This is a genomic window from Kitasatospora sp. NPDC028961 (genome assembly GCF_055564815.1).
This window is the reverse complement of sequence record NZ_JBVHVO010000020.1, coordinates 1-22,688: the sequence shown is the minus strand read 5'-3', so window position 1 is coordinate 22,688 and position 22,688 is coordinate 1. Positions and strand designations below refer to the sequence as shown.

Here is a 22,688-nt window from a genome sequence, read left to right as displayed (position 1 = left end):
GGCCCGGGCCGGCTCCCCACGCGCCGCCGACCGGTGCCCCGTCACCCGCCCGGGAGCGCCCGGGCCGAAGCCCCGTCGGCCGGCGGGGGCACCGGGTGGGGGCGCAGGACCATCAGCGAGTCCTCCCAGGTCGCCACCACGGCGAACGGGAACCGGTCGAGTTCGAGGCAGAGCGCGACGTCGTCGGGGTGGGCTCCCTGCCGTACCCCCTCGGCGAGTTCGGCGGCGGCGCGTGACCCGCCGGCGCGGCGCAGGTACTCGGCGGCGTCCGTCCCGGCACCGGTGGCCCGCCCGGCGATGTACCGGGCGCAGGCCCGGTCCTCCTCGGCGTGCCCGTCCTCGCCGGTGACCACGAAGGTCACGCTGTCGCACGCACGCGCCCGCAGCAGCCGGGCCGTCGCCTCCGCCACCACGAAGCCCGCGCACAGCACCAGTGCCGCGTCCCTGACGGCGAGTACGCCGACCGTCCCCGCGGTGGTCTTCTGCACCACGGTGCGCCCGCCGAGGTCGGCGGAGCGCAGCAGGCCGGGCGAGTTGACGAGGTCGAAACCGGGCGCGGGCGGACCGTCCTTGAGCGCCAGCCACTCCGGGTGGTGGGCCTTGAGCGCCAGGGCATCGTCCAGCGACTCGGCGAGGACGATCTTCTCCGCCCCTCGGGCGAAGGCCCAGGGGGCCACGGTGAAGGCGCGCATGACGTCGACCACGACGGCCACGGACGGGGCTTCGGCCAACTCGGCGATGCCGAGGAAACGAGTGTCCATCCGGTCATGATCACGCAGGGCGGCCCCGGCGCGCCCGGTCAGTGACGCGCCTCACAGCGACGGTGGCCCCGCCGGACAGCCGCCCCCGCGCAGCGCGGGTCACCCACCAGGGCGGCGGCCACCCGGCGGACCACGCCGCGGCGCCGGGTACGGTCGGCGGGGCCCACGACCGCCAGCACCTCGGGGTTGGGCCGCCCACCGGGACGCCCTCGCCCGAACCGGCACCACGGAGCCCGATACCCCGCACGTCTGATCACAGATGCGGTTTTCCTGGCATCTCCCTGCAGATTTCTGCACCATCACGCCGCTATTCCTGGACAAATCGCCCATCGAACTCCCGCACCTGCATCAACTCGACCATGACGGCGGCTTAGCGGGCGGAGTGACCCCCGCGCGAGCGGTCCCGGCCAGGGCGGAGTTGCAGTTATCTGAGCCAAAAGAAGCACTTGCGCTCATGTTCGTTCTCTTGACTGCACTTTTGGTGAGTGGTGTCATGCCTACGCTGCCCACTCGGCCAGTCGCCCGTCGCGTTCGCCGGCGGGTTCGGACCTTCTCCCGTGAAGGACGTCGCATGCCTCGCAACACAACCCGCTGGTGGCAACGATGGGGTGGGGGGCGGCCGTTAGCGGCCGGGCTCGTCGCCGTACTGGTCGGGGCGGTGCTCTCCGTCACCGGTCCGGCCTCGGCCGCCGCGGCCTCGACCGCCGGGAACGCCACCGCGCTCACGCAGTCCGGGAGCACCTACACGGTGAGCACGTCCAGCGGGGCGAAGGCCCGGGTGGCGATCGCCCGGGCGGACATCTTCCGGATCTGGCTCTCCCCCACCGGCGCCTTCACCGACGACCCGGCCGGCTCCGCGCTGGCCGTGAAGACCGACTTCGGCCCGGTGGTGACGAGTCACTCCGACGCCGGCGCCTACTACCGGATCAACACCGACGCGATGACCATCAGGGTCTACAAGTCGCCGCTGCGGTTCGCCCTCTACCGGGCGGACAACACCACGCCGATCTGGCAGGAGGCCCAGCCCACCAGCTGGACGGCCTCCCAGACCACCCAGTACCTCACCCAGGGCGCCGACGAGCAGTTCTACGGGACCGGCCTGCGGCTGGGCGAGTGGGCGCTGCGCGGCAAGACGGTGCCGATCTCGGTGAGCAACACCTGGCGGGAGAACGACAACGCCAGCCCGGCACCGTTCTACATGTCGACCAACGGCTACGGCGTCATGCGCAACACCTGGGCCCCCGGCAGCTACAGCTTCGGCGCACCGGGCTCGTTCACGCACAACGAGAAGCGGTTCGACGCCTGGTACGTCGTCGGGGACTCGCTCAAGGGCGTGCTGAACTCCTACACCGACGTCTCGGGGAAGCCCTTCCTGGCCCCGATGTGGGGCTTCGAACTGGGCAACGCCGACTGCTTCAACGCCTCGAACCCCACCTACCAGGGCGACCACGACCGCGTCCGGCACCAGACGACGCCCGACGTGGTCGGCTACGCGACGGACGCCCGCAACGCCGACATGCCGTCGGGCTGGTTCCTGCCCAACGACGGCTACGGCTGCGGCTACACCGATCTGACCGGCGCCGTCAGCGGGTTGAAGGCCAAGGGGTTCCAGACCGGCCTGTGGACGTCGACCGGTCTGTCCAACATCGGTGACGAGGTCAGGACCGCCGGCAGCCGGGGCGTCAAGACCGACGTCGCGTGGATCGGCGGCGGCTACAAGTACGCGTTCGACGGCGTCCAGCAGGCCGTCAAGGGCATCGAGGACAACTCCGACGCCCGGCGCTACGTGTGGACGGTGGACGGCTGGGCCGGGACCCAGCGCAACGCGGTCGTCTGGACCGGCGACACCTCCGGCACCTGGGACGCGATGCGCTGGCACGTGCCGGCCATCACCGGAGCCGGGCTCTCGGGCCTCAACTACGCGTCCGGCGACGTCGACGGCATCTTCGGCGGCAGCCCGCAGACCTACGTCCGGGACCTCCAGTGGAAGGCGTTCACCCCGGCGTTCATGACCATGTCCGGCTGGGGCCCGACCGCTCCCTCGGCCGGGTACAACGACAAGGAGCCCTGGCGCTTCTCTGAGCCGTACCTGTCCATCAACCGCAAGTACCTCCAGCTCAAGATGCGCATGATGCCGTACCTGTACACGATGAGCCACACCGCCGCCCAGACCGGTGTGCCCTCCACCCGGGCGATGGTGCTGGAGTACCCCGACGATCCGGTCGCCCGGGGCAATCTGACCAGCGGTCAGTTCATGGCCGGTGACTCCCTGCTGGTGGCCCCGGTGGTCACCGACACCACCACCCGCGACGGCATCTACTTGCCGGCCGGCACCTGGACCGACTACTGGACCGGCAAGGCCTACAACGGTCCGGGCTGGCTCAACGGCTACGCGGCGCCGCTGGACACCCTGCCGCTGTTCGTCAAGGGCGGCGGCATCGTCCCGATGTGGCCCCAGATGAACTACACCGGGGAGAAGCCGGTCTCCACCCTGACGTACGACGTCTACCCGCGCGGCACCTCCTCCTTCAGCCTCTACGAGGACGACGGGATCACCCGCGCCTACCAGGGCGGCGCCTCCGCCACCCAACCGGTCAACGTCACCGCGCCGTCCGCCGGCACCGGCACCGTCACCATCGACGTCGGCGCCAGCACCGGGTCCTACACCGGCAAGCCGGCCTCCCGGGGCTACGAGTTCAGCGTGCACGCGGCCTCGGCGCCCAGCGCGGTCTCGGTCGGCGGCACCCGGCTGGCCGCGTACGGCTCGAAGAGCGCCTACGACAGCGCCGCCACCGGCTGGTACTTCGACGCGGCCGACCGCTCGGGCGTGCTGTGGATCAAGGCCGGCGACAGGTCCGGCGCGTTCACCGTGACCGCGTCCGGTGTGACGGTCCCGGCCGGGAGCGCGATCCCGACCTCCGCCACGCCGATCCCGCAGGCCGGCTGGAAGCTCGTCTCCGCCGACAGCCAGGAGACCGCGGCCGAGAACGGCGCGGCCGCCAACGCCTTCGACGGCGACCCCGCGACCCTCTGGCACACCGCCTGGTCCGCCGGGAACGCCCCGCTGCCGCACGAGGTCCGGATCGACCTCGGCGCCCGCTACAACGTCGACGGCATGACCTACCTGCCGCGCCAGGACGGCGGCAGCAACGGCCGGATCGGGTCGTACGAGGTGTACGTCTCCGACAGCGCCGACACCTGGGGGACGCCCGTCGCCACCGGGACCTTCGCCGACTCCGCCGGGGCGAAGACCGTCACCTTCAGCCCGACGACCGGCCGCTACCTGCGGCTGCGGGCCCTCACCGAGGCGGGCGGCCGCGGCCCCTGGACCAGTGCGGCGGAGATCACCGCCACCGGTCGGCCCACCCCGTTGCCGAGCAACGCGGAGCTGGTCAACGCCGCCTCCTCCAGCTGCGTCGACCTACCGGGCAGCGCGAGCACCCCGGGCACCCAGCCCGCCCTCTACGGCTGCCACGGCGGGCCCAACCAGCGGTGGACCTTCCAGCCGAACGGCACCCTCACCGGCCTCGGTGGCAGCTGCCTGGACGGTGGCGCGGCCGTGGCCGCCGTCCAGGCCTGCAACGGGTCGAGCGGCCAGCAGTGGCAGCTCGGCGGCGGCGGCACCGTGACCAACGGCGGCCGCTGCCTCGCCCCCGTCGGCGCGGCCACCGCCTCGGGCACCAAGCTCGAACTCGCCACCTGCAACGGCACCGGCGCCCAGCGCTGGACGCCCACCCCGTAGTCCCCGACGGCCGTTCCCGCTGCCCGGCCCCCACCGGGCAGCGTGGACGGCCGTCCTCCGTCCGGGAGGACGCGGGGGCGACCGGTGCCCGCAGGTAGGCCGGCAGGCGTGGCCTCGCGGTGGTCATCGCCTCCGACACCATGACGTACTCGGGCAGCTCGTTCTCCGGCCGTGAATCCCCGCCCCGATGTCGACGCGTGCGTTCTGCTCGACGCGGCGCGGTCGGCACACCCCCGGTCGGCACACCCCCGTCCCTTGCCCCCTGGGCCCGTCCCGGCCCGGCGGCGGGGTCGCGCGGTGGGCCCGGGGGCCGCCGCACGGCCCCGACCAGGACCAGGGGCCCGGTCGGGGATCGGCCCCCGGTACCGGTTCGGGGAGGGGAGCCGCTGCGACAATGGGACCACCGACGCCCCCGGAACCACAGGTCACCGCAGGTCACCACAGGTCACCACAGGTCACCGCAGGGGACGGCGCACGGACGACGGCTGCGGCGGACCCGCGAGGGCCGGTTCGCCCGGCCACGGAAAGGACCACCACCAGCATGTCGACGCACCACCGGCCCCCGCCGCCCTCACCGGGAACCGACGGCCTGCCCTGGACGGCCAGTGACGCGCTGGTGGCCGTCGCAGCGGCGGTCCTGGACCTCCTCGGTTACTCGATGGGCGGCCCGGACGGAAGCCGGCCGATCGCCCTGACCGCCGTGGTCCTGCTCGTCCTGGGAGCGGTACCGCTGCTCACCAGGCGCCGCTACCCGCTGGCGTCGCTGTCCGGCGTGCTGGCCCTCGGCCTGGCGCTGAACCTGAGCGTCGCGGTGCCGCAGCACTTCAACTGCGCGCTCTGCGTCGCGCTGTTCGCCGTGGCCCGGTCCCGGGGCATCGCGGTGGCGGCGCCGGCCGGCCTCGTGGCAGCCGCGGTGCCGCTCCTCGGGCGGGGCTACCCGTGGCCCCCGCCGGTCTCCGGAGTGGCGGTCAACCTGCTCGCCGCGGCCCTGGTCGTCGCCGCGGCCGAGGTGCTGAAGCGCTGGCAGCACGAGGTGGAGGTCAGGCGCCGGCTGCTGGCCGACCGCGCGGTGGCTCAGGAGCGGCGCCGCATCGCCCGGGAGCTGCACGACATCGTCGCGCACCACATCACCACCATGCAGCTGATGGCCGGCGGTGCCCGCGCCCACCTCGACCGCGACACCGAGGTGGTGCGCGACGCCCTGGTCACCCTGGAGGGCTCCGGCCGGATGGCGCTGCGCGAGATGCGTCACCTGCTCGACGTGCTCCGGGCCGGCGACGAGCCGGACGACGGGGCCCCGTCCGCGCCGCAACCCGGGGTCGGGCACCTCGGCGGGCTCGTCGAGGAGTCCCGCAGGGCGGGTCTGCCCACCGGGTTCACCGTCCGGGGCGAGGAGCGCCCGCTGCCGCCGAGCACCGGCCTGGCGGTGTTCCGGATCGTCCAGGAGGCCCTCACCAACACCCGCAAGCACGCCGGCCGGGCCCGGGCGAGCGTGGAACTGACGTACCACCAGGACCGGATCACCGTCGAGGTGACCGACGACGGCGCCGCCGCACCGGCGGACGCCCTGGTGGGTGCCGGAGCGGGCGCCGGAGCGAGGGGCGGAGCGGGCGCCGCCGGGCCCGGGCCGCAGGCAGGCCGCACCGGGTACGGGCTGATCGGCATGCGCGAACGCGTCGCGCTGCAGGGCGGCAGCCTGGTGGCGGGCAGCGTCGACGGGGGCGGCTTCCGGGTGCTGGCCACCCTGCCGGTCGCGGCGGTCGGCGGCGGACCGGAGGAGCTCGGCTGACGGCCCCGCGGCCCCTGGTCCAAGGGGCCGCGGGGCCGCGGGGCCGTCAGCGGGCCGGGTCAGCGGCAGAGGGCCGCGTCCAGGGCCTCCGCCATGTGCTGCGCGCCGGTGGCGCCCGGGACGGTGGTGACCGTGATGGTCGCGGCCCGCCCGTCGTCGGTCACCCCGCCCCTGGTCCGGTAGCCGGGAGAGGTACCGCCGTGGCCCCAGGCGAGGCCGCCGCAGGAGAGCGGCCTGCTCTGCAGCCCCAGTCCGTAGCGGACCCCCGGGCCCAGCAGTTCGGCGGGCACGGTGGTCCGCATCTCGGCGAGCTGGGCCGGCGGCAGGAGACGGCCGCCGAGCAGCGCGGCGAAGAACGCGTTGAGGTCGGTGTTGGTGGAGACGATCCCCCCGGCCGCCCAGGCCATCGAGGCGTCCATCTCGGTGTAGTCGACCAGCGGCGCGTCCGGCGAGCCGCGGAAGTAGCCGTGCGGGTGGGCCTCGTGGACGGCGGTGTCGCCCGGGGCGGGGAAGTAGGTGTGCCGCAGGCCGACGCGGTCGATGACGCGCTTGGTGATCACCTCGCCGACCGGCCGTCCGGTGACCTTCTGGACGAGGAGCCCGGCGACCAGGTAGTTGGTGTTGCTGTACTCCCAGCCGCCGCCGGCGGGGAAGCGGGCCTTCTGGACGAGGGCGCCGTCGAGCAGCTCGCGGGGCTCGAAGTAGCGGTACTGCACGGTGGTGAAGTCCGCGAGGGCGGGTGCGTCCATGTAGTCGGGCAGGCCGCTGGTGTGCTGGAGCAGCTGACGGACGGTGATGGCGCGCCCGTCGATGCCGTCGCCGCGCAGCAGGCCCGGCAGGTAGGTGTCGACGGATGCGTCGAGGCCGACCTTCCCCTCGGCGACGAGCTGGAGGACGACGACGGCGGTGAAGGTCTTGGTGTTGCTGCCGGCGCGTATCTGGCCGTCGACGGGGACCTTGGCCCCGGTGGCGAGGTCGCCGACGCCCGCGGTGTAGGTGCGGGTACGGCCGTCGCGGCCCTTCACGGCGGCCAGCGCGGCGGGCAGCCCGTCCTCCTTCACCAGGGCGGTCAGACTCGACTGGACGCTGTCGGGCCGCCCGCCCGCGAACGCCGTCGTCGGCGCCAGCGCTCCGGCCGCCACGGCACCCGCGGCCAGGGCGGTCACGACCGCCACCACCCGGTGCCGGCCACGGCGGGTCCGGCTCTGCGGGACGTATTCGCTCACGATGGAACTCCTCTGCTGGGAAATACTGGAGGAACTGATGGGGGGCCGGTCAGGGGCCCAATGGGGCGCGGGTGCCGCGCGCCGTGGCGCGCGGCACCCGCCGGTCATGCCGGTCATGCCGGTACGGTCGCTCCGGTCCGTACGGGGAGGGTCAGCGGCACAGCGCCGCGTCCACCGCGGCTTCCACGTGGTCCCCGGTCTCGTCGCCCGGGATCATGGTCACCGCGAGGCTGACGGCGCGGCCGTCGTCGGTGGCTCCCCCGGCGGTGAAGTAGCCCGGGATCGTGCCGCCGTGGCCCCAGGCGACGCCACCGCACGACAGCGGCCGGCTCAGCAGGCCCAGCCCGTAGCGGACACCCGGAGCGACCGCGTCGGCGGCCACCGTGGTCCGCATCTGGGCGAGCTGCGCCGGGGGCAGCAGGCGGCCGCCGAGGAGCGCGGTGAAGAAGCGGGTGACGTCGCTCGGGGTGGAGACGGCGGCGCCCGCCGCCCAGCCCCAGGACGGGTCCAGCTCGGTGTACTCACGCAGCGAGCCGTCCGCACCGCGGTCGTAGCCCTTGGGGTGGGCCTCGCGGATGCCCATGTCCCCCGGAACGGGGAAGTAGGTGTGCCGCAGACCGATCCGGTCGACGATGCGCCGCCCGATCTCCTCACCGAGCGGCCGCCCGGTGACCTTCTGGATGATCAGGCCGGCCAGCAGGTAGTTGGTGTTGCTGTAGTCCCAGCTCGTCCCCGGGGCGAAGTGGGCCTTCTGGACCAGCGCCGCGTCGAGGAGTTCGCGCGGCTCGTAGTACCGCGTCGGGTCCCTGAGGATGGCGTCCTTGTCCACGTAGTCGGGCAGGCCGCTGGTGTGCTGGAGCAGCTGGCGGACGGTGATGGCGCGCCCATCGATGCCGTCGCCGCGCAGCAGGCCCGGCAGGTAGGTGTCGACGGACGCGTCGAGGCCGACCTTCCCCTCGGCGACGAGCTGGAGGACGACGACGGCGGTGAAGGTCTTGGTGTTGCTGCCGATCCGTATCTGGCCGTCCACGGGGACCTTGGCCCCGGTGGCGAGGTCCCCGACCCCCGCGGTGTAGTTGCGGGTCCGGCCGTCCCGGCCCTTCACCGCGGCCAGCGCGGCGGGCACCCCGTCCTCCTTCACCAGCGCGTTCAGACTCGACTGGACGCTGTCCGGCCGGCCGCCCGCGAACGCCGTCGTCGGCGCCAGCGCCCCGGCCGCCACCACACCCGCGGCCACCGTGGTCGCCACCCAACGCCGACGGTGGCGGCTCCGGCTCTGCGGGACGTACTCGTTCATGGAAGGACCTCTCTTGATCAATGGCGCCGGTGGTTCCCGGCCTTGATCAAGAAGACCATTCGGGGACCGCGGAGTTCGTCCGCAGCCAGGACGAACCGCCGGTGGGAGCAGGCTCCGGGCGAGCGGTCCCGGCCGGGACCGTACTCCTGGGACCGACGGAAACTGACGTGGCGTCAGCGGGTCCGCGCGGGAGGGACATCGGCCCGGAGCGCTCCCGGGCACGGCACCGGTGGCGAGGCCTCCGGGCCCCGCCACCGGACCTCCACCCGAGCGCGTCGACCCCCGGCGCGGCCGGAAGTCCGGTCGACTCGGCGGACGGTTCGGCGGACGGTGGCAGCACTCCGGGCACGGGCCGCCGCCTGGTGCGGCGCGTGGGTCGGGCGGCGCCGATCGGGGACGGCTCCGCCGCCGACACCGGCCCCCGGCCAGGTACCCGGAGTGGCGCGCCCAGGCCCGCGACTCCTACCTCGCCGCCTTCGAACGCGCCTCCACCGAGACGATCAGGACCCTCGCGGGCAAGCCCGACGTCCGGCTCCTCTCCTTCCGGCACTTCGTCGAGTGGCTGGAGGCCCAGGACCGGTCCGCCCTCCGCAAGCTCCGCTCGCTCGGTGTCGGCCGGGCCCCGGCCGGCGGCTGGGCGTCCCTCCCCGGCCCGGCCGGCTGAGGCCGCGGGGCGGCACACACGGTCCGGCGGAGTCCCGGCGGTGGCCCTCCGTGGAGCACCCGCCACGGAGCCGGTACGAGCGTTCGGACGAACACACGGAACTCCGGGCAACCCCTGGACTCCGCGCATGCGGAGCGGGTAGAAAACGCGCAGGGAGCATTTCGCCGCCGTCCGCGGAGACAGCGCAGACCGCGTCGGGGCGACGCTCACCTACCTGCTTCTGCACTGCGCGGTACCGAGCATCCGCAGGCCGTACGGCTCGACGCCGACCCTCGACTTCGACGCCCGCGGCCGCCGACATCACCATCGCCTCAATGCCACCTGGAGCAGCACGTGCGCAACCGGCAGACACTCACCGGCGGCGGCCCCGCCGCGACGCGGTCCGTCCCCGCCGTCCCCTCGACACTTCGCCCCGGCGCCACCGATTCACCGGCCGCGTACCGGCCCCTGAGCACGCCCATTCCGAGCCTGCTCCTCAAGAGGATCACCGCCGGTGCCCGCCGCGTCGCCGGGCACCCCCGCGAAGCGCACTGAACCCCCGCACGACGCACCGCCCGGGGTTCTCCATCAGCGGGGCGTAGGCCGCGAACAGGCCGCCGTCCCGGCCGGAGCGGGCGCGGCGTCCACGCCGACCGGGCCGGCAGTCGGTACGGGAGGTCGGCCCTCCGGAGTGCCGGAACCCGGCCCGAACACCGCCGCCTGCGGGAACGGCCGTGTTCCAGCACCTTCGGACGTGCTTCAGAGCGCGGGCACCAGTCCGAGCAGCTCGCCCAGCCGGCGGAGCATGGCGGGCGACGTCAGGTGCAGGGTGGCGAGGTCGAGGCCCTCGTCACCAGGACCGTCAGCAGGGCCCGATCACCGATCACCCTCACCCCGCCGCGACCGTCATTCGGCGGTCAGGCCGCGCGGGGCCGGCACCCCGGCCTTGCGCGCGTGCAGCAGGGTGCCACCGAGCGGCAGCGGCGAGTCGTCGACGAGTTCGAGGCCCGCGTCGGCCAGCAGCCGGGCGAAGTGATCGGCGCGGCGTTCGCGGCCGCCGGTGTTGCACATCATGTGGAGGTCCCACGCGGTGGCCAGCGAGGTCGAGCCGTCGGCCGGCAGGACCCGCTCGACGATGAGCAGGTCGGCGTGGGCGGGCATGGCCCGGGACACGTGGCGCAGGATGTCCCGGCAGCGCTCGTCGTTCCAGTCGTGCAGGACCCGGGAGAGCAGGTACACGTCCGCGCCCGGCGGCACGTGCGCGAAGTCACCCGTGACGTACGTGCACCGCTCGCCGCAGCCCGCCGCGTCCAGCCGCCCGCGGGCGGCGACGACGACGTGCGGGCGTTCCAGCAGGACGCCGCGCAGGCGGGGGTTGGCGGCCAGGACGCGTCCGAGCAGCTCGCCCGTCCCGCCGGCGATGTCGACGACGGTGCCGGGAACGGAGGCCCGGCCTGCGGCCAGGATCGCCGGATGTGCGGGGACCGGCTCGAACATCCGGGTGCTCGCGACCATCGAGCGGTCGAACTGCTCGGCGAGTTCGGGGTCGCGGGCGAAGTGGTCGAAGTGGTTCTCGCCGAAGAGGTGGTCGAAGGCGGCCTCGCCGGTCCGCACGGTGTGCTCCAGTTCCGCGAAGGAGTGGTAGAACGGGCCGCCGTACATCAGTGCCAGCGGCCGCATCGACCCCGGGGCGTCCGCCCTCAGGAGCGCCCCGGTGCCGGTGAGCCGGAAGCCGTCCGGGTGCTGCGCGACCACGTCCAGCATCACCAGGTAGCGCAGGAGGGTCGCGAGGCTCTGCGGGTGAGCGCCGATCCGGTCCGCCAGTGCCTCGGCGCCGGCTCCCGTGCGGGTGTCCAGGGCGTCGGGCAGCCCCAGCCGGGCGAACACCGCGAGGGCCTGGGTCGTCCAGGCCCCGGTGAGCAGGTGCAGCAGCGTTTCGGCTTCCCGGTGCGGATCGGCGGGCCCGTCCGGGCGGTCCTGCCCCCGGTCCTCGTCCGGCCCGGCGGGGTACCGGCCCAGGTGTGCGGCCAGGGTGTCCGGGTGGGCGCCCGCCATGTGGAGTTCCAGCCGCCGGTACCCGGTCTGCGACCCGGCCGGGGCGGTGAAGTACAGGACGGTGCCGTCCTCGTGCGGGTTGTAGCCGCCGCCGTCGGGGCTCGCGCCGTGCCGGGCGAGCAGCGCGCACAGGCCGTCCAGCACCAGCGGGTCCGCGGACTCGACCTCGAAGGCGAGGTGCGCCTCGTGCTGGGTGACCCGCTCGTGCGCGGCGAGCGCGGCCAGGTCGGAGCCCGGCGGGACGGTCAGCGCGAACACCTCGACCACCCGGCGCTCACCGAGCGGGCCGCGCAGCGGTGGCCGCAGGATGGCGACGTCCAGGCCCGCGGGGTCGTGGCCGTGCCGCTGTGCCAGCCGCTCGCGGACCACCGTGCTGGGCGTCGACGGTACGTCCACGGCCAGGTCGCAGGCGGCCAGTTGATCGTGCAGGGCGTCCCGGTCGGAGGGGAAGACCAGGACCGCGGCGTGGGCGAAGCGGCAGTGGTCCGCCAGTGCCCGCAGCCGCGAGCCGGGGAGGCCGGGCAGCAGGAGGCGGAGCAGCGTGGTGCTGTCGTGTTCCCGGACGAAGGTGGCCGCCGCGAGGAGGCGGGTGACATCGTCGGTGTCCGGGGGCGTCATCGTGGTCGGCATGGTGCGGTTCCTTGTCCGGGTGTTCGGGAGTCCGACGGACGGCGGGCAGCCGACAGCCTCCGGCCGGCGCGGGGCCGGGCGGAGCGTGGCGGGCGCGGCGGGGCCGGGCACAAACGAGGTCGGGCGGAGCGGAATCGAGCGGAGCGGGGTGGAGCGGGAGGGCTCAGACGCCGGTGTAGCTCTCGGCGAACCAGTCCTGGTGGGAGCGCGAGGTGCGCAGCGATTCGAGGCGCGAGCGCCGCAAGGATTCGTGGAAGAACGATTCGCCTATGGGGGCGGCGGGCTCGCGGTGGAGCAGCCGGATCATCCAGAGCGAGAACTCCTGCGCCCGCCAGATGTGCTCCAGGGCCTGCCGCGAGTACCGGTCCAGCGCCTCGGAGTCGCCGTGCGCGAGGTCGGCGATCAGGGCCTGAGCGAGGAGTTCCGCCTCCAGGACGGCCAGGTTGGCGCCCTTGGCGGCGGACGGGCTGATCAGGCTCGCGGCGTCCCCGGCCAGCAGGAGCGATCCGTGGCGCAGCGGTTCGATGACGTCGGACTCGAAGTCGACGACCCCGCGTTCGAGGATCCGGCCGCGGTGCAGCGGCCCGTGCTCGGCGGCGTACATCCGCGTGTCGAGTTCGTCCCAGATCCGTCCGTCGGACCAGGCTCCGGTCGCGGTGCCGCGCTCGCACTGCAGGTAGTAGCGGGTGACCTCCGGGGTGCGGGCCATGTGCCCGGCGAAGCCGCGGTCGTGGACGGCGTAGCCCACGGCGTCCAGGCTCGGCGGCGCCTCGGCGAGCAGGCCGAGCCAGGAGATCCCGTGGTCCCGGTGGTGGCGTACGGTGCCGGGCGGCAGGGACCGCCGGGCCGCGCCGTGCCGGCCGTCGCAGCCGGCCACGTACCTGGCCTGCCACCGGGCGAGGCGGCCGTCCGCCTCCCGTACGGCCACGGTGGGGCGGGTGGTGCCCGTGTCGTGCACGGCGAGTGCCTCGGTCTCGAAGTGCACCCGCCCGCCCGCCTCCAGGTAGGACGTCAGCAGGTCGGTGACCAGGTACTGCTGGGGGTAGACGGTGTGCGGTTCGCGTCGGCCGAGGCTGCCGTAGTCCAGGCGGAAGCGGCCTTCGGCGGTGCGAAACTCGCAGGCGCCGTGCTGCTTGCCGTCGCGGTGCAGGCCTTCCGCCAGGCCGTGGCGGTCCAGGATCCGCAGGGTGTTGGGGGCGAGGAAGCCCGCGCGCGCCCGGGTCCGTACGCGGGTGCGGTCGGTGCGTTCCAGGACCACGCAGTCGATCCCGCCGCGCTGGAGCAGATTGGCCAGCAGGAGACCGGCGGGACCCGCCCCGAGGATCACGATGTCGGCCGACTGCACTGCCGTTATGTTGCTCTGACTGTTCGTCACAAGAAGTGGATCATAGTCACCGATCCGCGACCGCCATGGCGCCGGTAACCCGAATTGGCCAATAGGATGACAATCTTTACGCCAGCCACAGATATCGGCGCGTGACCGTCATATTCGCCGGCGCGAGGAAATCGTGCGGCAACGACGGCGCCCCGGGGGAGGCACCGCCGTTGCCGCTCCGCCGGAACGGGTGGTCCGGGGCGGTGTCAGTCGCGGTACTCGCAGAGGTAGGCCGTGTCGGCTTCGACCTTGAGCTGGAACTTGCTGTCCGCCGGGACGTCGAAGCGCTCGCCGGTCCGGAAGGTCTCCCAGCCCTCGGCGCCGGGCAGCCTGACGGTCAGCGCCCCGTTGACCACGTGCATGACCTCGCGGACCGCGGTGCCGAACTCGTACTCCCCGGGGGCCATGACGCCGATGGTCGCGGGACCGTCCTCCGTGGTGAAGGCGATCGACTTGACCGTGCCGTCGAAGTACTCGTTGACCTTGAACATGGGGGTCCTCCTGGGAGACGGGCGGAGCCGGGCGGCCGACTCGACGCGCCGGCACCCGATGGGCAAGGCTAGCGAGAGCAGCTGTTTCTCCGAGTAGGCGGGGTGCCCACGCGCCCACGGCCCCCACCCGCGGGTGATCACGCCTCCGTTACTGCTCGTGGCACCGGCGTGCGAGATGGACGGTGATGTCGGCGGCGATCTCGACCGTCCCGGGCAGCACCCGCAGCAGCCGGCCGAACAACAGCTCCCGGTCCCCCGGCGCCAGCATGAGGTACGCCGAGATCGTCGACAGCAGGCCCACGTAGTCGCGCGCGCTCATGCTCAACCGCCGTTCGATCACCGACTGTCGGACGTCGGTGAACCACGCGGACCGCCGCAGCTCCGTACCCGGCCACCGCATGTCCGGCTCCTCGTCCGGGGGCGGTACGTCGTCGCGCTCCAGGAACGGTGCCCGCGCGGCACGCACGGCCTCCTCCACGGACGGGTCGACGAGTTCGGTCGGCCCGCCGAACGACGCGAACACGCCGCCGGGCTCCACCAGCGCGGCCATGTGCGACCACCGGCCCTCCGGCCTCGTCCAGTGCAGCGCCGCCGCGGCGTAGACCAGTCCGTAGCGCTCCCCCGGCCGCACGTCCTCGAACGCGGCCCGCGCCGTCCGGACGCTCGCCGGCACGTGCCTGCGCAGCTCGGCGAGCATGCCCTCGTCGGGCTCGGTCGCGGTGACCGCCACGCCCCGCCGGGCGAACAGGCGGGTCGCCTTGCCCGTACCGGCGCCGACCTCCAGAGCGGTCCGCACCGGCCGGCCCGCGTAGGCCGCCACCAGGTCGAAGAGCTCCTCCGGATACCCCGGGCGGAACCGTTCATAGGCCCCCGCCACTGCCCCGAAACTCAACGCGCGACCAGACATGCCGAGATCCTGGCACGCGCCACCCCATCGGGGCCCGGCATTTCCGCGTGACCGGCCCGACGAACAACTCCGTACCGGAACGAGGAAGGCGTTCGCCCCTGCATGCCGCGTACGTCCTGGGCCGTGCGGCGCGAAGCCGGTCTTCCCCGGCTGCACCCTGACCGACGACTTCACCTGCTCCTGCAACACCGGGTTCATCGACAAGGGCCTGGAGAAGCTGCAGCTCGGGACGGTGCCCGAGGTCGCCCGCAACCAGTTCGGCCTCGGCCTGGAGTGGCACATCGGCAGCGGGTCCTGCGGGCGATGATGGCGAAGACCGCGACCCAGGGCGCCGCCCGGGCACCGATGTCCGGGCTGTCCGGGCGGATCGGCGCCAAGACCGGCACCGTCGAGGCCGGTGCCGGCAAGGGCACCAACAGCTGGTTCATCGCCTACCGCGACGACCTCGCGGTGGCGGCCGAGGTCGAGGGCGGCGGCCGCGGCCGAGGTCCTGAAGGCCGGCGGCAAGGGCTGACACCGTCGGTCGGTCCGGTGCCGGCACCGGACCCGTCGAACTGCCCACCCCCGCGTTCGTCCCGGGCGACGAACCCGGGGGCTTAGCCTTGTCCGAGGGTACCGAGCCGGGGGCGCGGTCAGGCCCCTAACCTGCGGAGATGATCAGGCACATGGCGACGCACTCCGCCGGCGGCCTGGGCCGGGTACTGCGGGACCTCGGCCCCACGCTGCTCGACCTGCTGCACGGCGACGTCGGCCTGGCCCCGGAGATCGGCGGCGTGGGGATCCACGACCCGTACGACGAGCAGCAGTACCCGCCGCGGGCCATCGTGCTCGGGGCCGGCGTCCGGGGCTCCGAGGAGATCGTCCGGCTGCTGCACGAACTGGCAACCCACCGCGTCGCGGCCCTGGTCGTACGGGGCCCCGTCGGGGACGGGCCGGTCGGGAGCGGGCCGGCCAGGAGCGGGCCGGTCGTCGACGGCTCGGTCGCGGACGGCGAGGCACTCGCGCGGGCGGTGTCCGAGACCGGGATACCCCTGCTCGCCCTGACCCGCGGCGCCTCCTGGGCCCAGTTGGCGGCGATGCTGCGCACCCTGCTGGCCGAGGGCGACATCGGGGACAGCGGCGGGCAGACCCTGGGAGGGGTGCCCTCGGGCGACCTGTTCGCCCTGGCGAACGCCGTCGCCACCCTGCTGGACGCGCCGGTCACCATCGAGGACCGCTGCCAGCGCATCCTGGCCTTCTCGGGCCGCCAGGACGAAGCGGACCCCGCCCGGGTGGCCACCATCCTGGCCCGCCAGGTCCCCGACCGGTACGTGCGGCTCATGGAGAGCCGCGGCGTCTTCCGGGAGATCTACCGCAGCGAGGACCCGGTGCGGATCGCACCGGCGGCGGTCGGCGAGGGCGAGACGGCACTGCCGCGCGTGGCGATCGCGGTACGGGCGGGCGACGAGGTGCTCGGCTCGGTGTGGGCCGCGGTCCGCGAACCGCTCACCCCCGCCAGGGAGGCCGCGTTCAAGGACGCCGCGAAGCTCGTCGCCCTGCACATGCTGCGCCACCGCGCCGGGGCCGACGCCGAGAACCGGCTGCGCACCGACCTGGTCACCACCGTGCTGGAGGGCGGGGCCGGCGCGCCCGACGCGCTCGGCCGGCTGGGCCTGGCGAACGAGCCGACCCTCGTCATGGCCCTGGGGCTGGCACACCGCCCGGGTGAGGACCACGCCCACGTCACCGCGGAGCGGCAGCGCCTGGCCGGCGCGCTGGCCATCCACCTCACCGCCGTCCAGCCGCGTTCGGCGGTGGCCCTCCTGGGCGACGTGGCCTACGCGCTGTTCCCGGTGCGGGGCGAGGCGGCCCATCGGCGCGAGCGTGCCGTACAGGTGGCCTCGGACTTCCTGGAGCGGACCGGGAACCGGACGGGCGCGGTCATCGGCATCGGGTCGGTGGCGGAGGAGTCCACCGCCCTGGCGCGGTCCAGGACGAACGCCGACCGCGCGCTGCGGGTGCTGTTCGAGCGGCGGTCGGGCGCGGGGGTCGCGTCGATCACGGACGTCCACACCGACGCGCTGCTGCTGGAGCTGCGCGACCTCGCCGCCACGCACGGCGACGAACTGTCCGCGCCACTGGCCCGGTTGGTGGCCTACGACGCCAAGCACAACGCCCACCTCGTCGAGACGCTGCGGGCGTGGCTGGACGCCTTCGGCGACGTGATCGCCGCCTCGGCGAGCGTGTACGTCCACCCCAACACCTTCCGCTACCGGATCCGCCGGGTGGCCGAGGTGGGGTGCCTGGACCTGCAGGACCCGGCCGCCCGGTTCGCGGCGATGCTGCAACTGCGCCTGATGCCCTCGCAGCGCGGTGGTGCGGACCCCGACTCAGGAGCGGGCGGGGGCCGGACCACCGCCTCCGGCTGACCGCCCGGGTGTCCGGGCGCCGCCGCCTCCGGCGCACCACGGCGTCCGGGCACTTGGGTCCCGCGTACGAACGGGCCGTCCACGTTGTGACGGGACGACGAACGCGCGGCCGCCGGCGCTGCCTAGCGTGGGTGTCACCCCACCCCAGGAGGACCCACCCGTGCCGGCCGACCTCGGAACCCCGCCCCTGCCCGCGCCCCCGCCCGCAGACCTCGCGCCGGAGCTCGACGCGATGCTCGCCGACCTCGAAGAGCTCGTGACCTGCGAGTCGTACTCCGCCGACCACCAGGCCGTGGCCCGCAGCGCCCGGGTCGTCGCCGCCCAGGGGGCCCGCCTGCTCGGCGCCCCCGCCCGGCTGCTGGTGAACGGCGGCGTCACCCACGTCCAGTGGACCTTCGGAACGCCCCGCGTCCTGCTGCTCGGCCACCACGACACCGTCTGGCCGGTCGGCTCGCTCAGGACCCACCCGTGGTCCGTGGCGGACGGCATCGCGCGCGGACCCGGCGTCTTCGACATGAAGGCCGGCCTGGTCCAGATGTTCCACGCCCTCGCCTCCCTCCCCACGCTCGACGGGATCTGCGTGCTCGTCACCGGCGACGAGGAGGTCGGCTCCGCCACCTCGCGCACCCTCGTCGAGGAGGCCGCCCGCCGCTGCTCCGCGACCCTCGTCGCCGAGCCCTCCGCCGACGGCGGAGCGCTGAAGACCGCCCGCAAGGGCGTGTCGATCTACGACCTCACCGTGCACGGCCGCGCCGCGCACTCCGGACTCGAACCGCAGAAGGGCGTCAACGCGGCCGTCGAACTCGCCCACCAGGTCCTCGCGCTGCAGGACATAGCCGACACCGTGGTCGGGCGGACCGGACCCGGCACCACCGTCACCCCGACCCTCCTGTCCGCGGGCACCACGACCAACACCGTCCCGGCCCGGGCCGACCTCAACATCGACGTCCGGGTCCCCAGCACCGCGGCGCAGGAGACGGTCGACCACCTCGTGCACACGCTCCGGCCCCACCTGCCCGGCGCGCGCCTCGACCTCCGGGGCGGCCCCAACCGCCCGCCCCTGGACGCCACCGCCTCCGCCGCGCTGTTCACGCTGGCGGCCGAGCAGGCCGCCGCGCTCGGGCTCCCTCCCCTGCGGCAGGCCGCCGTCGGCGGGGCCTCCGACGGCAACTACACCGCCGGCGTCGGCTGCCCCACCCTCGACGGCCTCGGAGCCGTCGGCGACGGCGCCCACGCCGACCACGAACACGTCCGCACCGCCGAGATGCCGCACCGCGCCCGCCTCCTGGCCCACCTCACCGGAGCCCTGCAATGACCGCGTTCCAGGTACGCGAACTCCACGACCTCAAGGACTTCGAGGACGTGAAGCGCCTCTACGCCGACATCTGGCGCACCGACAGCGGCGGCACACCCGTCCCGGTCGAGGTGATGCGCGCCCTCGCACACGCCGGCAACTACGTGGCCGGCGCCTACCGGGACGGCCACCTGGTCGGGGCGTCGATCGCCTTCCTCGCCACCCCGCCCGGCACCACCCTGCACTCCCACATCACCGGCGCCGCCCCCGGCCGCGGCATCGGCCTGGCGCTGAAGCTCCACCAGCGCCGGTGGGCACTCGACTACGGACTGCGGCGCATCACCTGGACCTACGACCCGCTGATCCGCCGCAACGCCTACTTCAACCTCGTCAAACTCGGCGCCCGGCCCACCGAGTACCTGGAGTCCTTCTACGGCCGCATGGACGACGCCATCAACGGCGGCGACGACTCCGACCGCGTCCTGGCGACCTGGGACCTGAGCGCCCCGCCGGTCACCGCGACCGTCGCCGGCACCTGCCCGCCCGTCACCGCGCCGCCCGGCACCGCTCACGCCGTCCGCGACCGCGACGGCCGGCCCGAGACCGGCCCGATCGACGCCGAGTGCGTCCTCATCGACCTCCCCGAGGACATCGAGGCGCTGCGCCGCACCGACCCCGGCGCGGCCCGGGCCTGGCGACTGGCCGTCCGCCACACCCTGGGCGAGCTGCTCGCCGACGGTGCCCGGGTCACCGGCCTCCACGACCGGCGCTCCTACCTCGTCCGACGCACCGGCGCCACCGCCCCGCGGACGACCCTGACCACGACCGCCACCCCGACCCTCAGGAGCCACCAGTCATGAAGATCTCCGGGATCGAACTCCGCCGGATCCAGCTGCCGCTCGTCTCGCCGTTCCGCACCTCCTTCGGCACCGAGACCGGCCGCGACGTCCTGCTGGTCCGCGTCGAGACCGCCGACGGCGAGGGCTGGGCCGAGTGCGCCGCGATGTCCGAGCCGCGCTACTGCTCCGAGTACGTCGACGGCGTCCAGGACGTCCTGCGCCGGTTCCTCGTCCCCGCGCTGCCCAAGGACGGCATCGACGCCCACACCGTCGGCCGGGTGCTGGAGCCCTTCACCGGCCACCGGATGGCCAAGTCGGCCCTGGAGACCGCCGTCCTGGACGCGCAGCTCCGGGCGTCGGGCGAGTCCTTCGCCCAGTACCTCGGCGCCTCCCGCGACAAGGTCCCCTGCGGGGTCTCGGTCGGCATCATGGACTCGATCCCCGAACTCCTGGACGCCGTCGACGGCTACGTCGCCGAGGGCTACGCCCGGATCAAGCTGAAGATCGAACCCGGCTGGGACGTCGAACCGGTCCGCGCGGTCCGCGAGCGCTTCGGCGACGACCTCCTCCTGCAGGTCGACGCCAACGCCGCCTACACCCTCGTCGACGCCCGGCAGCTCGCCGAACTCGACGCGTTCGACCTGCTCCTGATCGAGCAGCCGCTCGCCAACGACGACCTGGTGCAGCACGCCCGGCTGGCCGAACTGCTGAGGACCCCGATCTGCCTGGACGAGTCCATCGAATCCGCCGCGGACGCCGCGGCCGCCATCTCGCTCGGCTCGTGCTCCGTCATCAACATCAAGCCGGCCCGGGTCGGCGGCTACCTGGAGGCCCGCCGCATCCACGACCTGGCGCGCGCCCACGGCATACCCGTCTGGTGCGGCGGCATGCTGGAGACCGGCATCGGCCGGGCCGCCAACGTCGCCCTCGCCGCCCTCCCCGGCTTCACCCTGCCCGGCGACACCTCCGGCTCCCACCGCTACTTCGCCACCGACATCACCGAGCCGTTCGTCCTCGCCGACGGCCACCTCGCCGTCCCCACCGGCCCCGGCCTCGGCGTCGAACCCCTGCCCGACCTCCTGAAGGAGGTCACCACCTCCACCGAGTGGATCGCCCTGTAACCGAACGCGGGGAGGGTGGCCGGCTCATCGGTCGCGACGACCGATGAGCCGGCCACGACGCCGGTCGGTGCCGCCGTCCTCTCCCGGGCAACTGCGCGCCGCCCACAGCCGTTCCGGGCGAGGCGCCCCTCCCCCGGCTGTCACGCACCGTAGTCTGACGATGGCTCCGTGAACGAACGGAACCGGACCCAGTCAGCCGACGGAGCGGCGCAGCCACGGCCCAGGGGCCGGACAACGCCGCGCCTCCCGATCGAACAGCGAGACCAGCGCCGATGACGTCCTTCCGACTCCCCCGCCCCGCGGCCCTCGCGGCCCTCGCCGCCGCCACGGCACTGGCAGCCGGCACACTGCTGGCACTCGGCGGACCGGCCCAGTCCGCCGACGCCCGTCCGACCCCGCGCAGCGCCGCCGCGCCCTGCACCCCGGACCGGCGCACCGCCGCGCTGGCCGCCGAGCGCGCCCGGGTCCTGGCCGCCGTCGGCGGCTCCACAGTGATCAACAACGAGGCCGAACTGATCGCCCTGGGCGCCAAGGGCTGGATCGCCCTGACCCACGGCTACATGAGCTTCGCCGGCTCGGGCGTGGCGATCGCGCGCACCGACTCCCCGCTCTCCGCCTCGAACGTCCTGATCCCGGTGCCGGGCACCCCGGCGGTCCTGCCGCAGGACATGCCCGACCTGCTGCTCTTCGCCCCGCCACCGGCCGCCGCCGGTCCGAACGACGGGTTCACGCCCAACTACCCCTACACGCTGGCCGGCTGGGCCTACGCGGACTCCTACCACTACGCCCAGCACCCGCTGAAGAAGGGGCCCGCCTGCCTGACCCGCCAGGACTGGTTCATCCACGAACGCGGCATCCACCCGGCGTCGACGCTGCACTTCGTACCCGAGCCGCCCATCGAGGCCTTCCACGGCCAGGCCGACGGCAACACCCCCATCTCGCCGATCGAGCTGCTCAAGTACCCCGGGGCCACCCACAACCGCGTCTGGGACTGCCACCTGTGGCTCGGCCCGAACGGCGAGCTGACCCCGGCCTTCGCCGACCCCCACCAGCGGATCGACGGCATGGACCCGCACTTCGGCAGCTGGTTCTTCCGACCGCCGACGCCCTGACATCCGCGGACCCGGCACCGCCCGGGCCGTGCCCGGCACCGCCCGCGGATCCTCGCGGAACCGGCCCGGTGTCAGGCTCTCGGCCGCCCTCCGGAAGGAGCGCACGTGCGCCCGGCCCGCGCCGGCTGCCGGGGGAAGGCGCCGGCCTCCGGCGCGGGCCGGGCGCGGGGCGGGCCGTGGATCCCGTAGGGTCGGCCAATGGCGAAGTACTTCGACGTTCACCCGCAGACCCCGCAGGCCCGCACCATCGGCACGGTGGCCGAGAGCCTCCGTTCCGGGTCCCTGATCGCGTACCCGACCGACTCCTGTTTCGCCCTCGGCTGCCGCATGGGCAACACCGAGGGCCTCGAACGGATCCGGACGATCCGGCGGCTCGACGACCGCCACCACTTCACCCTGATGTGCGAGAACTTCGCCCAGCTGGGCCAATTCGTCCACATCGACAACGCCGTCTTCCGCGCCATCAAGGCGGCGACGCCGGGCAGCTACACCTTCATCCTCCCCGCCACCAAGGAGGTCCCGCGCCGGCTGATGCACCCGAAGAAGAAGACGGTGGGGGTCAGGATCCCCGACCACGTCGTCACGCAGGCACTCCTCGCCGAACTCGGCGAGCCCCTTCTCTCCAGCACCCTGCTCCTCCCCGGCGAGGACGAGCCCCTGACCCAGGGGTGGGAGATCAAGGAGCGCCTCGACCACGTGTTGGACGCCGTGGTGGACTCCGGCGACTGCGGCACGGAACCGACGACGGTCGTCGACTTCTCCAGCGGCGAGGCGGAGATCGTCCGGCGCGGCGCCGGCGACCCCGCCCGCTTCGAGTGACGCCCCGGCCACGGGCCGACCGGGGAGTCCAGGACCGGTTCGCCGGGGGCTGAAAGCGGGCCGGTGACACCGTCGGCGACGTCGGGGCGGGGGGGGGGGGGGGGGGCCGGTCCCCCCCCCCCCCCCCCCACATCGCACACGTTCCTCCCATCTCTGCACCCTCTGACTATATATCGTGC

General features: G+C 73.9%; 18 protein-coding genes. 11 read left to right on the top strand and 7 right to left on the bottom strand.

Annotated features, from left to right (window positions below; genetic code table 11):
- Positions 1-41: 41 nt before the first annotated feature.
- A complete protein-coding gene (locus tag ACZ4UX_RS27030) occupies positions 42-761 on the bottom strand; it encodes a 2-phosphosulfolactate phosphatase (RefSeq protein WP_465708595.1) in 720 nt (239 codons plus the stop codon).
- 571 nt (positions 762-1,332) lie between these two features.
- Between ACZ4UX_RS27030 and ACZ4UX_RS27025 the strand changes: the two genes are divergently transcribed.
- Both ACZ4UX_RS27025 and ACZ4UX_RS27020 read left to right on the top strand, forming a co-directional pair.
- Positions 1,333-4,503, top strand: a complete 3,171-nt coding sequence (locus ACZ4UX_RS27025; RefSeq protein WP_465708594.1) for a TIM-barrel domain-containing protein — start codon at positions 1,333-1,335, stop codon at positions 4,501-4,503.
- Positions 4,504-5,044: 541 nt separating this feature from the next.
- Entirely contained in the window at positions 5,045-6,292 is a 1,248-nt protein-coding gene (locus ACZ4UX_RS27020) for a sensor histidine kinase (protein ID WP_465708593.1), read from the top strand.
- Between the two features lie 59 nt (positions 6,293-6,351).
- Here ACZ4UX_RS27020 and ACZ4UX_RS27015 read toward each other — a convergent pair whose 3' ends face one another.
- On the bottom strand, positions 6,352-7,467 hold the full coding sequence (locus ACZ4UX_RS27015; protein WP_465708660.1) for a serine hydrolase domain-containing protein: 1,116 nt from the start codon (positions 7,465-7,467) through the stop codon (positions 6,352-6,354).
- 202 nt (positions 7,468-7,669) lie between these two features.
- A complete protein-coding gene (locus ACZ4UX_RS27010; RefSeq protein ID WP_465708592.1) occupies positions 7,670-8,815 on the bottom strand; it encodes a serine hydrolase domain-containing protein in 1,146 nt (381 codons plus the stop codon).
- Between the two features lie 229 nt (positions 8,816-9,044).
- On the opposite strand from ACZ4UX_RS27010, the gene ACZ4UX_RS27005 reads away from it, so the two are divergent.
- Positions 9,045-9,479, top strand: a complete 435-nt coding sequence (locus ACZ4UX_RS27005; protein WP_465708591.1) for a hypothetical protein — start codon at positions 9,045-9,047, stop codon at positions 9,477-9,479.
- Positions 9,480-10,364: 885 nt separating this feature from the next.
- On the opposite strand, the gene ACZ4UX_RS27000 is transcribed toward ACZ4UX_RS27005, so the two are convergent.
- The 4 genes from ACZ4UX_RS27000 to ACZ4UX_RS26985 form a co-directional block, all read right to left on the bottom strand.
- Positions 10,365-12,143, bottom strand: coding sequence for a methyltransferase (locus ACZ4UX_RS27000; protein ID WP_465708590.1), 1,779 nt, complete (start codon positions 12,141-12,143; stop codon positions 10,365-10,367).
- A 163-nt stretch (positions 12,144-12,306) separates the two neighbouring features.
- Positions 12,307-13,473 (bottom strand): 4-hydroxybenzoate 3-monooxygenase, encoded by a 1,167-nt coding sequence (locus ACZ4UX_RS26995; protein ID WP_465708659.1) that lies wholly within the window; start codon positions 13,471-13,473, stop codon positions 12,307-12,309.
- 251 nt (positions 13,474-13,724) lie between these two features.
- Positions 13,725-14,009, bottom strand: coding sequence for a pyrimidine/purine nucleoside phosphorylase (gene ppnP / locus ACZ4UX_RS26990; protein WP_465708589.1), 285 nt, complete (start codon positions 14,007-14,009; stop codon positions 13,725-13,727).
- Between the two features lie 148 nt (positions 14,010-14,157).
- Positions 14,158-14,901, bottom strand: coding sequence for a class I SAM-dependent methyltransferase (locus tag ACZ4UX_RS26985; protein ID WP_465708588.1), 744 nt, complete (start codon positions 14,899-14,901; stop codon positions 14,158-14,160).
- Positions 14,902-14,914: 13 nt separating this feature from the next.
- On the opposite strand from ACZ4UX_RS26985, the gene ACZ4UX_RS26980 reads away from it, so the two are divergent.
- From ACZ4UX_RS26980 to ACZ4UX_RS26945, 8 genes are all read left to right on the top strand, one after another.
- Positions 14,915-15,223, top strand: coding sequence for a hypothetical protein (locus tag ACZ4UX_RS26980; RefSeq protein WP_465708587.1), 309 nt, complete (start codon positions 14,915-14,917; stop codon positions 15,221-15,223).
- On the top strand, positions 15,220-15,516 hold the full coding sequence (locus ACZ4UX_RS26975; RefSeq protein ID WP_465708586.1) for a hypothetical protein: 297 nt from the start codon (positions 15,220-15,222) through the stop codon (positions 15,514-15,516). Before ACZ4UX_RS26980 ends, ACZ4UX_RS26975 begins: the two co-directional genes overlap by 4 nt.
- Before the next feature lie 65 nt (positions 15,517-15,581).
- Positions 15,582-17,324, top strand: a complete 1,743-nt coding sequence (locus ACZ4UX_RS26970; protein WP_465708585.1) for a PucR family transcriptional regulator — start codon at positions 15,582-15,584, stop codon at positions 17,322-17,324.
- Positions 17,325-17,556: 232 nt separating this feature from the next.
- On the top strand, positions 17,557-18,639 hold the full coding sequence (locus ACZ4UX_RS26965; protein WP_465708658.1) for a M20 family metallopeptidase: 1,083 nt from the start codon (positions 17,557-17,559) through the stop codon (positions 18,637-18,639).
- On the top strand, positions 18,636-19,478 hold the full coding sequence (locus tag ACZ4UX_RS26960; protein ID WP_465708584.1) for a GNAT family N-acetyltransferase: 843 nt from the start codon (positions 18,636-18,638) through the stop codon (positions 19,476-19,478). The genes ACZ4UX_RS26965 and ACZ4UX_RS26960 overlap by 4 nt, the downstream gene beginning before the upstream one ends.
- A complete protein-coding gene (menC, locus tag ACZ4UX_RS26955; protein ID WP_352286827.1) occupies positions 19,475-20,578 on the top strand; it encodes an o-succinylbenzoate synthase in 1,104 nt (367 codons plus the stop codon). The genes ACZ4UX_RS26960 and menC overlap by 4 nt, the downstream gene beginning before the upstream one ends.
- A 272-nt stretch (positions 20,579-20,850) precedes the next feature.
- A complete protein-coding gene (locus ACZ4UX_RS26950; RefSeq protein WP_465708583.1) occupies positions 20,851-21,690 on the top strand; it encodes a hypothetical protein in 840 nt (279 codons plus the stop codon).
- Between the two features lie 198 nt (positions 21,691-21,888).
- Positions 21,889-22,509 carry an L-threonylcarbamoyladenylate synthase gene (locus ACZ4UX_RS26945; RefSeq protein ID WP_352286824.1) on the top strand — a complete coding sequence of 207 codons (621 nt, stop codon included), beginning with the start codon at positions 21,889-21,891 and terminating at the stop codon, positions 22,507-22,509.
- Positions 22,510-22,688 lie beyond the last annotated feature (179 nt).